The organism is Geomonas sp. Red32 (assembly GCF_023652955.1).
Taxonomy (GTDB): Bacteria; Desulfobacterota; Desulfuromonadia; order Geobacterales; family Geobacteraceae; genus Geomonas.
Map to the genome: position 1 here is coordinate 264,226 of NZ_JAKLOY010000001.1, position 14,045 is coordinate 278,270.

A 14,045-nucleotide genomic window follows, 5' to 3' on the forward strand; every position below is an offset into this window, starting at 1 on the left:
AAATACTGGTATTTGTGACATTAATTAGCTGGTTTTGCATCGCTTTGATCGCTTTGTTTCACAAAAAGGAATGAACCGGGGCCGGATCATGGATGGGGAGAAGATTGCCACAAATCTGCTGTTCGGCATGAATGCTTTGTCCAATAACTCCTCCTTTAGGCCCTCTTGACTTACGACAAACTTACGAGTATTGTTGCCGGGCGAAGAAAGTTTGGCGGGAGGGAAGATGACGCCTAAGCAGAGGAAGGTGCTGGAGTTTATCCTGGAGTTTCAGCAGCGGCAGGGGTACCAGCCGTCTCAGCAGGAAATAGCCAAGGGGTGCGGGTTCGAGTCGCTGGGGACGGTGCAGCATTACCTGCGGATACTGGAGAGGGACGGGTTTCTTTCCCGACAGTGGAACGCGAAGAGGGGACTTAGGCTGACGGTGGCGGAAGGGCAAGAGGGAAATCCCCCCTGGCCCCCCTTTGCCAAAGGGGGGGAGTATGAGGCGGCCTTTAACAAGGGGGGGACGTCCGGGCACCGGGGGACGCTCGGGCCGGAGATCGAGATACTGCGGGCGGCGGCGCATACGGAGCTGCCGCTGATCGGGATCGTGGCGGCGGGGAGGCCGGTGGAGGCGTACCAGATGGCGGACGCCATCGAGGTGCCGTCGGCCATGGCGGGACCGGGGAACGTGGTGTACGAGGTCCGCGGCGATTCCATGGTGGAGATGGGAATCATGAACGGGGATTACGTGGCGGTCCACCCGCAGGCGGTGGCCGAAAACGGCCAGACGGTGATCGCGGAGGTCAACGGTTCGATCACCATCAAGACGTACTTCAGGAAGGGGGACGTGATCGAACTGCGCCCCGCCAACGTGGCGATGCAGCCAATCATCGTAACCGAGGTCGACGATTTCCGGATTCGAGGGGTGCTGGTCGGCTCCATGAGGTTTTACCGCAAGTGGACAGGGAAATCCTCCATATAACCATTCCCGCCTTCCCCATCGCGCTTGCGCGCGTCGTGCATTCCCACCTGCGCGGCCGGCCGGTGGCGGTCGCTCCGCTCAACTCGGAACGCGCGCTCATACAGTGTGCCTCGCATGAGGCTGTTTCCGACGGCGTCCATCCCGGCACCTCCATCTTCCAGGCCCGCAAGACGTGCCCCTCGCTCATCGTCATCGCGCCCGATCCGCACCTGAGCGCCAAAGGGAGCCAAGGGCTCATGGAACTGTCGTCGGAATACACCCCGGTGGTGGAACCGGGGGCCGGGAGGGTCTTCCTGGACGTCACCGCGTCGCGCAGGCTCTTCGGACCGGCACGGGACGTGGCGGCCAGGCTGGAGAAGTCGATCGCGTCGCGCCTTAGCCTGGAGGCGATGGCCGGGACCGGGATCAACAAGCTCGTATCGCGGGTGGCGGCGGACGTCATGGAGGAACCGGGGGTGTACGACGTCTTCCATGGGGCAGAGAGGTACTTCCTCGCTCCCTTCCCGGTGTCCGTCCTGCCGGGGGTGGGGGAGTCCCGCCAGGCGCTTCTGTTCCGGGACCTCAACCTTCAAGTGGTGGAACAGGTGGCGTCCCTCTCCGTTCCGCAACTGCGGCTGGCGGTGGGACCGTTCGCCCCCCTTCTTCACGATCGCGCCTGCGGGATCGACCGCTCTCCGGTGCAGCCCCCACGCATGAGTACGGAGATCGTGGAGGAAGGGCTTTTGGACCAGGAGGAGAACGACGACGCGGTGCTCTTGTGCGAACTGCTGCGACTGGTGGAAGGATGCGGGGTGAGGCTGCGGCGGATGGGTAAGGGGGCGAGGAAGATCGCCCTCTCGGTGATGTACGCCGACGGGGTGGCGGAGCAGGGAAAGAAGATCCTCCCCGAGCCGGTTTCGCTCGACCTGCTGCTTCTGCACGAGGTGGAGGAGCTGTTCTTCGCCACCTGCAAGAGGAGGCAGCGCGTGCGCGGGTTGCGGCTCACCTGCGATCAGGTTGCCGAGCAGGCGGGGCAGATGGATCTCTTCACGGCCATGACGCAGCAGAGTCTCTGCAAGAAGCAGTCGGACTTGCAGAGTACGCTGGATGCGTTGAGGGAGAAGCACGGAAACGAGATCGTCCGATGGGGGAAAGGGGTGGCCGCTCATAGGGAGAGGGTGACGCTGAGCGAGAAGATAGCGGCGTGGGACGCGGAAGCGAATAAATATATGACAGTGACCAAACAATAGAACGCGGATGACGCGGATTGGGCGGATTTTCGCGGATAAACCTTTTAAGGCAATGGAACACGGATGACACGGATTTTACGGATAAAGGCGGATCAAGCGGTAAGGCATAAGCTTTTTTAGGGGAAAGGCAAAAAGACCAGCGGCGAAATCCCCCCTGTCCCCCCTTCGCAAAGGGGGGGACGTTACCTCCGAAAATTGTCACGGGTTACGAACGGGTTTGGGGGTGGGGTTAACTTGAAAAGGCTTTATCTGTGTAAATCCGTTCAATCAGATTTGATCCGTGTTCTATTGCCTTGTTTTTGCCTTACCCCAAAAAGGTTGATCCGTGTTCCATGCCTTTGGTTGTTAAGGTTTTATCCGCGTTGATCCGCTCAATCCGCGTCATCCGCGTTCCATCGCCTTTGACTTGATAGGTTTTCCATGTTCGTCCACCTCCATGTCCATTCTTCTCTCTCTCCCAACTGGGGCATCCACCCTCCCGAGAGGCTCTGCGCGTCGGCGGCAGCGATGGGGTTTCCGGCCATCGCCATCACGGACCGCAACGGCCTCTACGGCGTGCCGCGCTTCATCGATGCTGCCCGGGAGGCTGGGATCTCTCCCATCATTGGCACGGAGGCGGTCACCACCGATAACCGGGCGGTGCTTCTCGCCCGCAACCAGGAGGGGTACGCGAACATCTCCCGGCTCATCTCGGAGCTTCACTGCCGGAAGGGGTTCGACCTCCCCTCGGCAATCGCCGAGTTCCGGCAGGGGATCGTCATCCTCTCGGACGATGCCAGGCTTCTCTCCTCGCTCAAGAAGGATTCCGCCGACGGCCTCTTCGTCGAGCTCTCCCCCGGGCACGCGCTCCACCGCGCGCTCTCGCTCTCCCGCGAAATGCGGCTGCCGCCGGTCGCTACTTCGCGCGCTCTCCTTCTGCGCAAGGATGACTTCCACCTGCACCGGGTGCTTCGCGCCATCGATCTCAACACCAAGCTCTCCCGGCTCGCGCCCGAGGCGACTGCCTGCGACTCCGACTACCTCTACCCGGCCGCCCGCATCGCCGAATTCTTCCCCCACTGCCCGGAGGCGGTATCCAACTCTCTCAAGGTGGCGGATCTCTGCCGCTACGACTGGGATTTCTCCAGCACCATCTTCCCCGCCTTCCGCGACTTCGCCAACGGCACGGCGTTCGACGAGCTGACCCGCCGCGCCCGCGCAGGGGCCCTCTGGCGTTACGGCGCCATCGACGAGAAGGTGGAGGGCCGGCTGGGCAAGGAGCTCTCCATCATCCGCGACAAGGGGTTCGCCCACTATTTCCTGGTGGTGGAGGAGATCTCCAAGCAGTCGCAGCGGACCTGCGGCCGGGGGAGCGCGGCGGCCTCGCTGGTCGCCTACTGCCTCGGCATCACCCACGTCGATCCGATCAAGCACAACCTCTTCTTCGAGCGCTTCCTCAACGAGGGGAGAAGCGATCCTCCCGACATCGACATGGACTTTCCGTGGGACGAACGGGACGACATCCTCGACTTCGCCTTCGCCCGCTACGGGGCCAAGCGCGCCGCCATGGTCTCCAATCACGTGGGATTCAAGGGGCGCTCGGCGCTGCGCGAGGTGGCCAAGGTCTACGGGCTCCCCGACTACGAGATCAAGGAGATGACGGAAAGGATCTCCAGCTTCTGGAAGGCCGAGCAGAGCGCCGCGGCCATCGGCGGCCATCCGCTGTTCAAGGATGAAAGGCTTTCGCAAGACTGGGTGGAGATCGTCGCCACCGCGCAAAGGCTGAGCGGGCAGCTTCGCCACCTCTCCCTGCACTGCGGCGGGCTGGTCATCGTCCCGGACGAGATCCGCAAGTATGTGCCGGTGGAGATCTCGCGCAAGGGGCTGCCGTTCATCCAGTGGGAGAAGGACCAGACCGAGGATGCGGGGCTCGTGAAGATCGACATCCTCGGCAACCGCTCTCTCGCGGTGGTGCGCGACGCCATGGCCGCAGCCAAGGTGAATTACGGTATCGAGATCGATTACCCGTCCTGGCGCCCGCTCGACGACGGGAAGACCTGCGAGCAGCTCCGCTCCGGGGGTACCATCGGCTGCTTCTACCTGGAATCCCCCTCCATCCGCCTGCTGATGCGCAAGATCTGGAGCCCGACGGCACCCGCAGCTACCTTCAATTACGACCTCTTCGAGGTGCTCGTGCAGGCCTCCTCCATCATCCGCCCCGCCGCCAACAGCTTCATCCAGGAGTACGTGGCGAGGATGCAGGGGAAATCGTGGGCGCACCTCCACCCGCTTTTGGAGAGCGTGCTCGGCGAAACGCTGGGAATCGCCATCTACCAGGAGCAGATTACCCAGATCGCCATGGAACTGGCCGGCTTCTCCGCCAGCGAAGGGGATCAGCTGCGGAAGGTGATCACCAAGAAGCACCGGGAGAAGAAGCTGGCCGATTTCCGGGCCAAGTTCTACTCGGGAGCGGCGGCCAAAGGGGTCGAACAGCTGGTACTCGAGGCGATCTGGGACCAGATCCTCTCCTTCTCGGGCTACTCGTTCTGCAAACCCCACTCGGCAAGCTACGCCCACTTGAGCGCCAAGGCCGCCTATCTCAAGGCCCACTTCCCGGCCGAGTTCATGGGGGCGGTCATTTCCAACCAAGGGGGGTACTACTCTCCCTTTGCCTACCTGTCGGAAAGCAGGCGCATGGGGATCGCCGTGCTTCCTCCCGACATCAATGCGAGCGAGCAGCGCTATACCGCGAAAGATATGAATCTGCGGATCGGGCTGATGCAGGTCGACGGGCTCACCACCGGCTGCGTCGAGAAGCTTTTGAAAGAGAGAGCGGAGCGGGGGGCATTCGCTTCGTTTGCGGATTTCCAGCGGCGGGTGGCGGCGGGGAGGAGCGATGTCGAGCGGCTGATCAAGGCGGGGTGTTTCGACTCGCTGGAGGGGATCGGGAGGCGGCCGGCGCTCATCTGGGAACTGCTGCACCACCAGCAGCAATCGACCGGCTTTCTCTTCGAGCAGAAGACCGAGCTGCCGCAGGCGCAGGCATACGACGAGAAGACGGTGCTGAGACAGGAGGTGGAGACCCTCGGCTTCCTGGTTTCCCGGCACCCGCTCACTCTCTACCGGGAACAGTGGCTGAAGCACCGGCCGGTCAAAGGCACGGATCTCATCCGCCACGCCGGTAAGTGGGTCACCATGGTCGGGTGGTGGATCACCACCAAGATGGTGGAGGACAAGCACGGCCGCCCCATGGAGTTCGTCTCCTTCGAGGACGTCACCGCCATCTACGACGCGACCTTCTTCCCGGACGTCTACGCAAGGTTCTGCCGTAAGCTCTCGCAGCGACGGCCATACCTATTGAAAGGGATCGTCGAGGAAGAGTTCGGGGTGGCGACGCTGAGGGTCAAGTGGGTAGGTTTCCTCGATTGACGCCGCACCCCGATCCTCCTTCACCGTGAATTCGCCCGCCAGCCGTGTTCCATCAGGAAGCGCTGGGCCGGGGTGTATTTCATCGCGGCGGCGGCCTTGATCAGGGCTTGCCCCAGGAACTCGGTCTCCGGTGTCTCGCCAAGGCGCGCTCCCTGCCAATAGAGGAACTTCGGATCCTGCGCGTCGGTACTCTTCATCGCCGCCTGAAGAAATCCTTCGGCGGTTTCGAGACAACGGGGAACTCCCTGCCCGACCGCATAGAGGCAGGCAAGCCGGATCTGGGACTTGAAGTGGCCGTACTCTGCGGCCCTGCGATACCAGTAGGCGGCTTCGAAGGGGTTGTGGTGCCCGGCATCGCGGTCGTAGATGTAGGCCAGGTAATACATAGCCGCCGTCTCGCCATCGAAAACGACCTCGTAGAGGAGATCCAAGGCACGCTCGATGTCTTTCTGGCAGTGCTCGCCGAAGATGAAGAGCTCGGCGAGCGCTATGACACTGGCGGCATGTCCACCCTGCCACGCGCTCTCGAGAAGCTCGACGGCCCGAGGGACGTCGTGGGGAACGCCTGTGCCCTGGAGGTGAAGCAGGCCCAGTTCGTGTTGCGCCCGCGCCCGTCCCGCTTTGGCGGCGGTGGCCAGATAACCTGCCGCCTTCTCCGGGTCCCACGCCCCCCCTTCACCCATCAGGTGCAGAAGTCCCAATGCCTCCGCCCGCTCCGCCTCGAGGTCGGATACGCCGGCGGAAGCCTTCTTGGACACGTGCTTTATGCGTAACTCCTTGGCTTTTTGCCTGAAGTCTATGACGTTATGTCTGGTAGCGTCTGTCATTTGAACACCCTCCGAAGCACAGATTGCCACCCTACTGTCAGTAAGGGTCGTGCCTCGAAAGGTTACAACTACCATGCCAGAGATCTAATAGGACTATCATGATCCTATAAGGCCGCAACCAGACATGAAATTGGAATTAGAGAGCAATTAGAGGGGGATCGGTGAGGCGGAAAGCGAGTGATGAAGGGGTGTCCCGAAAAGCGTCAGTTGTCCCGAAACGGGCCGGAAACGGATAAAAAGGTCAGCAGCATTGCTGCCGGAACGGGCAAAGCGTCAGGATCGGCAGGAGCTTCAGGCGGCCAGGACCTCCCGCACCTTCTTGAGCAGCTCCTGCGGTGTGCTCGGTTTGGGAAGGAAATTCCCCTTGGCGAAGGTCACCCCCTTCCGGTCCACATCGTTCGGGGTGTAACCGCTGGTGAAGAGGACTTTGGTCCGCGGGTTCTTCCTCGCGATGGCGGCGTAGGCGTCTTTGCCGTTCATCTTCGGCATGACCACGTCCATGATGATGAGATCGACGCTCTCCCGGTGCTCGAGGAAGCGGTTGACGGCATCCTCCCCGTCCACCGCCTCGATGACCCGGTAACCGTTACTGGACAAGACCTCCGAAGTCAGCCTGCGGACTTCCGGCGCGTCTTCGGCGACCAGCACCGTCTCGCTCCCCGTGTAGCGGACGTTATCGACGACATCGGCAACGGCCCGGTCTACGTCCTTGCTGAGAATGGGGAGGTAGACGTCGAAGATGGTACCGACTCCCGGCTCGCTCGTCACGTGGATGAAACCGTCGTGCTGCTGGACGATGCCGTACACGATGGCCATCCCGAGCCCGGTTCCCTTGCCGACCTCTTTGGTGGTGAAAAACGGCTCGAAGATGCGCGCTTTGGTGTCGGCGTCCATGCCGGCGCCGGTGTCCGCTACCGAGAGCATGGCATAGCGTCCCGCCTTGCCGGCGCCCCGTTTTTTGACCAGCTCCGGAGTCAGCTCGGCCACCGAGGTGCTGATGCTGAGCCGGCCGGATCCGGCGATGGCGTCCCGTGCGTTGGCGACCAGGTTCATCAGGACCTGCTCGATCTGTCCCGGGTCCGCCAGGATGGGGAGCCGTTGCCGGGAGAGTTCGATGTCCAGCTCGATCTCGGCGGTGATCAGCCGCCTCAGCAGCTTGTTGATGTTCTCGACCACGTGGTTGAGCTCGACCGCCCGGGGATCTTTCACCTGTTTCCGGCTGAAGGCCAGGAGCCCCTCGGTGAGGTTGGAGGCCCGGTCGGCTGCGAGCTGCACCTGCTCGAGATATTTCGCCGCGGGATGATCGGGGCCGACGCTCCCCTCTGAAAGGTTGGCAAAGCCGATGATGACGGTGAGGAGGTTGTTGAAATCGTGCGCGATCCCTCCCGCCAGCTGCCCCACGGCCTCCATCTTCTGGGAATGGCGCAGCTGCTCCGCCATCCGCCGCTCCCGCTCCACGTACATGGCGTTGCGGACGCTCATCCCGATCACCGGGGCGATCCCCATCAGAAGGTTCAGGTCGCTTTGCACGAGGAGCCGTTTTGTCCTCACGTTGTCCACCGCCAGCACGCCGAGGGATTCCCCCTCGTAGACGATGGGGCAGCAGATGAAGGACTGGGCCTCCATCATTTCGGTGAAGGCGGCGCTGCGGGCGGAGTGGTGGGCGCCGGTCTCGGCCAGGTCGTTGACCAGCACCGGACGCTGCTCCCGGAAGGTCCGGACGAGGACCCCGTTGGAAGCCGGATCGAGCTTGAAGGGAGTCTCCCGCAGGAGGTCGAGCTGGTCGCCGCGATAGCCGAAACCGGTCCGGAAGGTCAGCTCGGACTGGCTCTCGTCGGCCAGCAGGATGAGGCAGCGGTCGTAGCGGAGGCGGTTTTCCAGCGCCTTGATCACGCTCTCCAGTACCTCGTCGATATCGCTCTGCCTGCTGATCGCCTGGCCGACCTCGTTGACCATGCGGGCATTGTTGTAGTTGGACTCCACCTGCTCGACCAGGTGCTCCGACGATTCCCTCAACTCCAGCAGGGCCCCGGTCAATTCCCTCCTTTCCAGGAGTTCCGCGGCATAGGAAGCTCCCAGGAACGCCAGCACCAGCAATGAGGAAAGCGCCGCCACCATCTGGGTGGAGACGAAGAGGGGCGAAGCGGCGGCCGAGAACAGCAGCAGCGGCGTCAGGCGGTTTCTCACCGTGCGGATGCGCACGTAGGCCGGCTTGTTCCAGGTCACGATATAGCGGCAGCAGTCTCCCCCCCTGAACATGCACTCGGGGTGTTCGACCTTGGGGAGGCCGAAGTTGAAGACCAGCGGGACCGCCTCCAGGAAGCCGAGCCGGTTTTCGCACTGGTAGGCACGCTCCTGGACTCCCTTCACCGGTTGCGCGGTGATCTCGTAGGTGGTATCCGCCAGGCGCTGCGAGGTGTAGAGAGAGGAGCGGGTCAACTTGGGAACGGAGCGGGCGATGCCGTTGAAGACCACGGCGGGGCTGACCATGCCGAGGAGGCACTTGGCGCCCACGCCGAGGCAATCGAGCGAGGCTGCGAAGCGCCCGGCTTCCCGGGAGATGTCGTGGCCGATCAGCGTCTTCAGCTTCTCGTGGAAGAGGTCGATCTGGCGCTGGGTAAACCAGTGCCCTTCGTCGCCGACCTCGTGCGTGGTCATACCGGCGTAGCTCAACAGTTCTTCGACGTCAATGTACCGGTATTTACGCCTGATGAGCGTCACGAAGGTGTTGACGATCCTGCTGTTGTAGAGCTGCGGACTGGCTGGCATTAAAGAGGCGCTCCGTTTCGGTGCGGGGGACGGCACCTTCTGGTGCCTGTCTCCTTCCCTATCGGAGAAAATGGTCTCCTCTTTAATGGAAAAGCGGGAATTGAAGGACAGGGGGAGGGTATTCGGAGTACATGGCGGCGGAAAGGAAAGGGGAAGAGCCGAACTAAGAAAAGCCCGGCGCCGTTGACGGGCCGGGCTTTTCAGTGGGGGGCGGAAGGGGTACTGCTAGTCGACCGACTTCCTGAGGAAGGTCGGGATGTCGTACTGGTCCTCGTCGTCCATCAGGAAGGCGTTGCGCTGGGAACGGATCTGGGTGTCGCGCTGATGCTTCTCGCGGATGAAGGTCGGGATCTCGCGGTCGACCTCCCGCTGCTTGGCCACGGCGGAGACGTTCTTCAGCTCGTGACGCCCCTTCTCGAGGTCGAAACGGTCGCCGAAGCCGGTGGCGATGGCGGTGATCTTGATGGTCTCGCCGAGGCTTTCGTCGATGACCAGACCGATGATGATGTTGGCGTCCTCGTGGACCTTCTCGTGGATGATCTTGCTGGCGGCGTCGAACTCGTCCATGGTCATGGAGGCGGAGCCGGAGATGTTGACCAGCACGCCCTTGGCGCCGGAGATGTCGATGTCCTCGAGCAGCGGGCTGGAGATGGCGCGCACGGCGGCGTCGATGGCGCGGTTCTCGCCGTTGCCGAGACCGATACCCATCATGGCCATGCCGCGTTCGCTCATGATCGACTTCACGTCGGCGAAGTCGACGTTGATCAGGCCGGACTGGGTGATCAGGTCGGAGATGCCCTGGACCGCCTGACGGAGTACGTCGTCGGAGGGTTTGAAGGCGTCGAGGATGGACATGGACTTCCCGGCCAGGCCGAGCAGACGGTCGTTGGGGATGACGATCAGGGAGTCGACGTGCTTCTTGAGCTCCTTGATACCGTCCTCACCCTTGGTCAGACGCTGACGCCCCTCGCGGGTGAACGGCTTGGTCACCACGCCGACGGTCAGGGCACCCTGCTCGCGGGCCACTTCGGCGATGATCGGGGCGGCACCGGTACCGGTACCGCCGCCCATGCCGGCGGCGATGAAGATCATGTCGGCACCCTTGAGTGCCTCGGTAAGCTTGTCTTTGTCTTCAAGAGCGGCATCGCGCCCGACGTTCGGGTTGGCACCCGCGCCAAGGCCCTTGGTAAGCTCGGTCCCGATCTGGATTTTTACCTGCGCTTTCGACATCCTGAGTGCCTGGGCGTCGGTGTTGGCGACGATAAAATCGACGCCGGCGATGCCGACCGCCATCATGGTGTTGACCGCGTTTCCGCCGGATCCACCAACCCCGATTACCTTAATTTTCGCGCTTTGATCGATGCTCTCATCGAAGTGAAACATGTCGCCTCCCCCTCCTTTTTCGTGCCCCCCGGCCGAAGTTTAAATTAACCGCCTTTATACTACGTTTTGTTTTTCATTGGAAGCCGAAAATGCACTGAGAGATAACTTTTCGGCCTCCCGTTTCGCCAGTCATTCCGAGCTAGTGGCCCGGTTGGCGGCTTCTAGAAGAACTCGCCAAACCAGTCCTTCATTCGCCTACTTACCCGGCGGAAGACGGTTTCGTCGCTCTGCTGGGTGGGGAATTCATGTACCCCGACGTTCTTGCTGCCGTACACCACGAGCCCCACGCCGGTTGCATAGACCGGGGAGTTGACCACGTCCGTCAAACCGCCGATTTTCTGGGGGAGTCCGCGGCGGACCGGGAGGTTGAAAATCTGCTCCGCGAGCTCCGGCATCCCCTCGAGGATGGTGCTGCCGCCGGTGATGACCACGCCGGAGGCGATCATGTCCTCGAGGCCGCTCTTGACGATCTCGCGGTTGACCAGGGTGAAGATCTCCTCGACGCGCGGCTCGAGGATCTCGCACAAGAGCTGGCGGGAAAGGACCCGCGGCTTGCGGCCGCCGACGCTCGGGACCTCGATGGTCTCGTCTTTGCCGACCATGGTGGAGAGGCAGCAGCCGTACTTCTGCTTGATCCTTTCGGCCTCGGCCATCGGGGTGCGCAGCCCCACCGCGATGTCGTTGGTCAGGTGGTTCCCGCCAAGCGACAGGACCGAGGTGTGCTTGATGGCGCCGTCCACGAAGATGGCGATGTCGGTGGTGCCGCCGCCGATGTCGACCAGGGCCACGCCGAGCTCCTTCTCGTCGGCCGAGAGCACCGCCTCGGAGGAGGAGAGCTGCTCGAGGACGATGTCGGCCACCTCGAGGCCGGCCCGGTTGCAGGACTTGACGATGTTCTGGGCGCTCGCCACCGCGCCGGTGACGATGTGGACCTTGGCCTCCAGCCGGACGCCGCTCATCCCGAGCGGTTCGCGGATGCCGTCCTGGTCGTCGATGATGAATTCCTGGGGGAGGATATGGATGACCTCGCGGTCCATCGGGATGGCGATCGCCTTGGCGGCCTCGATGACCCTTTTCACGTCCTCGGGGGAGACTTCACGGTTCTTGATGGCGATGACACCCTGGGAATTGAACCCCTTGATGTGCCCTCCCGCGATGCCGGCGTAGACCGACTTGATCTCGCATCCGGCCATCAGCTCGGCCTCTTCGACCGCCTTCTTGATGGCCGACACCGTGCTCTCGATGTTGATGACCACCCCTTTGCGGAGCCCCTTGGAGGGGCTGGTGCCGATGCCGACGATGTCGAGACCGTCTTCGGTCAGGTTGCCCACGATGGCGCAAATCTTGGTGGTGCCGATGTCGAGTCCTACGATCAGGTTGTCTCTTCTGCCGGACATAACTCCCCCCTATACCTTTTTAACTATTATTTTGTCTGTGTAATCCAGATCGATGTAGTCGAGCGCCTGCATCTGGGGCTTCAGGTTCGCGTAGATGGTGGAGAAGCGGGCCAGCTTCTCGTCGAAGTCCCCTTTGCCCAGCTTGATGGGAATTCCCCCCGCCATGGTGAAGAGGGTGAACCCGTACCCCTTGTCGTAGTGGATCTCGGAAACGTCCTCCATCCCGAAGCCTTTCCCCTTTCTCAGGGTGTCGACCAGCTTGAGGGCGCTCGCGAACGCCTCGTGGCTTCCGGAGGGATCCTTCTCGAGATCCTCCTCGGCGACGCCGGTGATCAGCGGGTAATCGAGGCGGTCCCCCTCCGCCAGCTGCTTGAAAAGGTTACCCTTGGCATCCAGGTAATAGAGGCAGCCGACGTTGGCCACCGCAGCGGCGGAGCGCTCGGTAAGCGCGATGGAGATGGTGTGGGGGAAGTAGCGGCGGACCTGGACCCTCTCGATCCACGGGTTCTTGGAGAGCCGCTCCACGACCCCTTTGAGCCTGACCGCGAGCATGGAATCTCCCGGCTTGATCCCGGCCATGGCGACGACCTCGTCGCGGGAGAGTTTCTTGGTCGGCGAGACCTCGATGGTTTCCAGCCGGAAGGGGGTGATGCGCGAGACCGTCCGGTAGGCTTTCACCCCTCCGAAACCGAGCAGGCCGCAGATGGCCACGGCGCCGATCCCCCTGGAAAGCCAGGTGATGATCGGGCGCCAGTTGACCGGCTTGCGCTGCTTGGGCGCCTTCTTCACCCGGTTGTGGGCTACTTGGCGCGGCTTTTTTGTATGCAGATCACGCATCCGGACACCGTTCGAGGTTAACGATCAATACAGTTCAATGACTTCATTCAAAGCGGCTTTTGCCGCATAAAAACCAATCCGGTTTCCCGCTTGTTCCCCAGAGAGTGGGACCAGAGACCGGCCCCCGGGCCGACCCCCTCGGCCCTGCCTCCCTGGGGAGGCGGAAGGAGAAGCAAGGGGTTAGATTTTCAGCGAGGCCGACAGGACGATCTTCTCGACCAAATACTGAAAACTTATACCGGCCCCGCCGGCGATCTCCGGCAGCAGGCTCAGGTCGGTCATACCCGGCAGGGTGTTGACCTCAAGGATGTAGCAGTCGCCGCTCTCGGTGACCAGGAAGTCGCCCCTGCTGTAGCAGTCGCAGGCGAGGCAGGCGTGGGCCTTTTCTCCGGCCCTCAGTACCTTCTCGTAGGTCGCCTCGGGGAGCCGGGCGGGGAGAATGTGCTCGGCCATCCCGGCGGTGTACTTGGCCTCGAAATCGTAGAACTCCCGCTTGGGAACGATCTCGATGGCCCCCAGAGCCCTCCCGTCCAGGATCCCCACCTGGACCTCGCGCCCGGCGATGAACGTCTCGACCAGGATCTCGGAGTCGTACTTGAATGCCTCCTCGAGGGCGGCCGCCATCTGGGAGAGCTCCTTCACGATGCTGACCCCGACCGAGGAGCCTTCCTGGGAGGGTTTCACCACCACCGGGAGCGGGAAGCTCAGGTTGAGCGGCTCGCCCCGCCGGAGCACCTGGTACGGTGCGACGGAAAGCCCGGCTGCGGAGAAGACGGTCTTGGAGAAGATCTTGTTGATGGCGAGGGCGCTGGCCAGCACGCCGGAACCGGTGTAGGGAATGCCCATCAGCTCGAGGAGCCCCTGGACGGAGCCGTCCTCGCCGAAGCGGCCATGGAGGGCTATGAAGGCTATCTCGATCCCCTCGGCGGCCACCCGGCCCGCCAGGTCGCGGCCGACGTCGATGCCGACCGCACGGTACCCGAGCGAGTTCAGGGCCCTGAGCACCGCCTGCCCGCTCGAAAGCGAGACCTCGCGCTCGGCGGAAAGCCCACCCATCAATACACCGATCTTCTTATGTTTCATATCCTCGACGGTCATCGTCAGGCCCTTTCCCCTTTCACATTCATGGTCAAACTCGTTATCTGCCCCTTCATGGCATCCCCCTCCCCTTGAGGGAGGGGCAGGGGGGTGGGGGAAGTTGCCACATCGTGCCGAAGCCGACCTCCCC

The 14,045-nt window shown here is 62.5% G+C and carries 9 protein-coding genes; 3 read left to right on the forward strand and 6 right to left on the reverse strand.

The features are described 5' to 3' along the window. Window positions 1–226 precede the first annotated feature (226 nt). The 3 genes from lexA (at window position 227) to L4X63_RS01200 (ending at window position 5,604) form a co-directional block, all read left to right on the forward strand. On the forward strand, window positions 227–967 hold the full coding sequence (gene lexA, locus L4X63_RS01190; protein ID WP_250676758.1) for a transcriptional repressor LexA: 741 nt from the start codon (window positions 227–229) through the stop codon (window positions 965–967). Next, on the forward strand, window positions 943–2,196 hold the full coding sequence (locus L4X63_RS23830) for a DNA polymerase Y family protein (RefSeq protein ID WP_250676759.1): 1,254 nt from the start codon (window positions 943–945) through the stop codon (window positions 2,194–2,196). The genes lexA and L4X63_RS23830 overlap by 25 nt, the downstream gene beginning before the upstream one ends. A 420-nt stretch (window positions 2,197–2,616) precedes the next feature. Continuing rightward, window positions 2,617–5,604 (forward strand): DNA polymerase III subunit alpha, encoded by a 2,988-nt coding sequence (locus L4X63_RS01200; protein ID WP_250676760.1) that lies wholly within the window; start codon window positions 2,617–2,619, stop codon window positions 5,602–5,604. Between the two features lie 20 nt (window positions 5,605–5,624). Here L4X63_RS01200 and L4X63_RS01205 read toward each other — a convergent pair whose 3' ends face one another. The 6 genes from L4X63_RS01205 to L4X63_RS01230 form a co-directional block, all read right to left on the reverse strand. Then, complete coding sequence (locus L4X63_RS01205) at window positions 5,625–6,431, reverse strand: tetratricopeptide repeat protein (RefSeq protein ID WP_250676761.1); 807 nt, start codon at window positions 6,429–6,431, stop codon at window positions 5,625–5,627. A 291-nt stretch (window positions 6,432–6,722) separates the two neighbouring features. Further along, window positions 6,723–9,200: a hybrid sensor histidine kinase/response regulator gene (locus L4X63_RS01210; protein ID WP_250676762.1), complete on the reverse strand. Its 2,478-nt coding sequence runs from the start codon at window positions 9,198–9,200 to the stop codon at window positions 6,723–6,725. Window positions 9,201–9,425: 225 nt separating this feature from the next. Continuing rightward, window positions 9,426–10,583: a cell division protein FtsZ gene (gene ftsZ, locus L4X63_RS01215; RefSeq protein ID WP_250676763.1), complete on the reverse strand. Its 1,158-nt coding sequence runs from the start codon at window positions 10,581–10,583 to the stop codon at window positions 9,426–9,428. Window positions 10,584–10,744: 161 nt separating this feature from the next. After that, window positions 10,745–11,980 carry a cell division protein FtsA gene (gene ftsA, locus L4X63_RS01220; protein ID WP_250676764.1) on the reverse strand — a complete coding sequence of 412 codons (1,236 nt, stop codon included), beginning with the start codon at window positions 11,978–11,980 and terminating at the stop codon, window positions 10,745–10,747. Window positions 11,981–11,989: 9 nt separating this feature from the next. Then, a complete protein-coding gene (locus tag L4X63_RS01225; RefSeq protein WP_250676765.1) occupies window positions 11,990–12,817 on the reverse strand; it encodes a cell division protein FtsQ/DivIB in 828 nt (275 codons plus the stop codon). A gap of 180 nt (window positions 12,818–12,997) precedes the next feature. Then, the gene (locus L4X63_RS01230; RefSeq protein WP_250676766.1) at window positions 12,998–13,915 is read right to left on the reverse strand and encodes a D-alanine--D-alanine ligase; all 918 of its coding nucleotides are present in this window, start codon (window positions 13,913–13,915) and stop codon (window positions 12,998–13,000) included. Between the last annotated feature and the right edge of the window lie 130 nt (window positions 13,916–14,045).

Coding starts and splice junctions, on each gene's coding strand:
- lexA (WP_250676758.1), top strand. CDS start 227: ATGACGCCTAAGCAGAGGAAGGTGCTGGAGTTTATCCTGGAGTTTCAG.
- L4X63_RS01200 (WP_250676760.1), top strand. CDS start 2,617: ATGTTCGTCCACCTCCATGTCCATTCTTCTCTCTCTCCCAACTGGGGC.
- L4X63_RS01205 (WP_250676761.1), bottom strand. CDS start 6,431: ATGACAGACGCTACCAGACATAACGTCATAGACTTCAGGCAAAAAGCC.
- L4X63_RS01210 (WP_250676762.1), bottom strand. CDS start 9,200: ATGCCAGCCAGTCCGCAGCTCTACAACAGCAGGATCGTCAACACCTTC.
- ftsZ (WP_250676763.1), bottom strand. CDS start 10,583: ATGTTTCACTTCGATGAGAGCATCGATCAAAGCGCGAAAATTAAGGTA.
- ftsA (WP_250676764.1), bottom strand. CDS start 11,980: ATGTCCGGCAGAAGAGACAACCTGATCGTAGGACTCGACATCGGCACC.
- L4X63_RS01225 (WP_250676765.1), bottom strand. CDS start 12,817: ATGCGTGATCTGCATACAAAAAAGCCGCGCCAAGTAGCCCACAACCGG.
- L4X63_RS01230 (WP_250676766.1), bottom strand. CDS start 13,915: ATGACCGTCGAGGATATGAAACATAAGAAGATCGGTGTATTGATGGGT.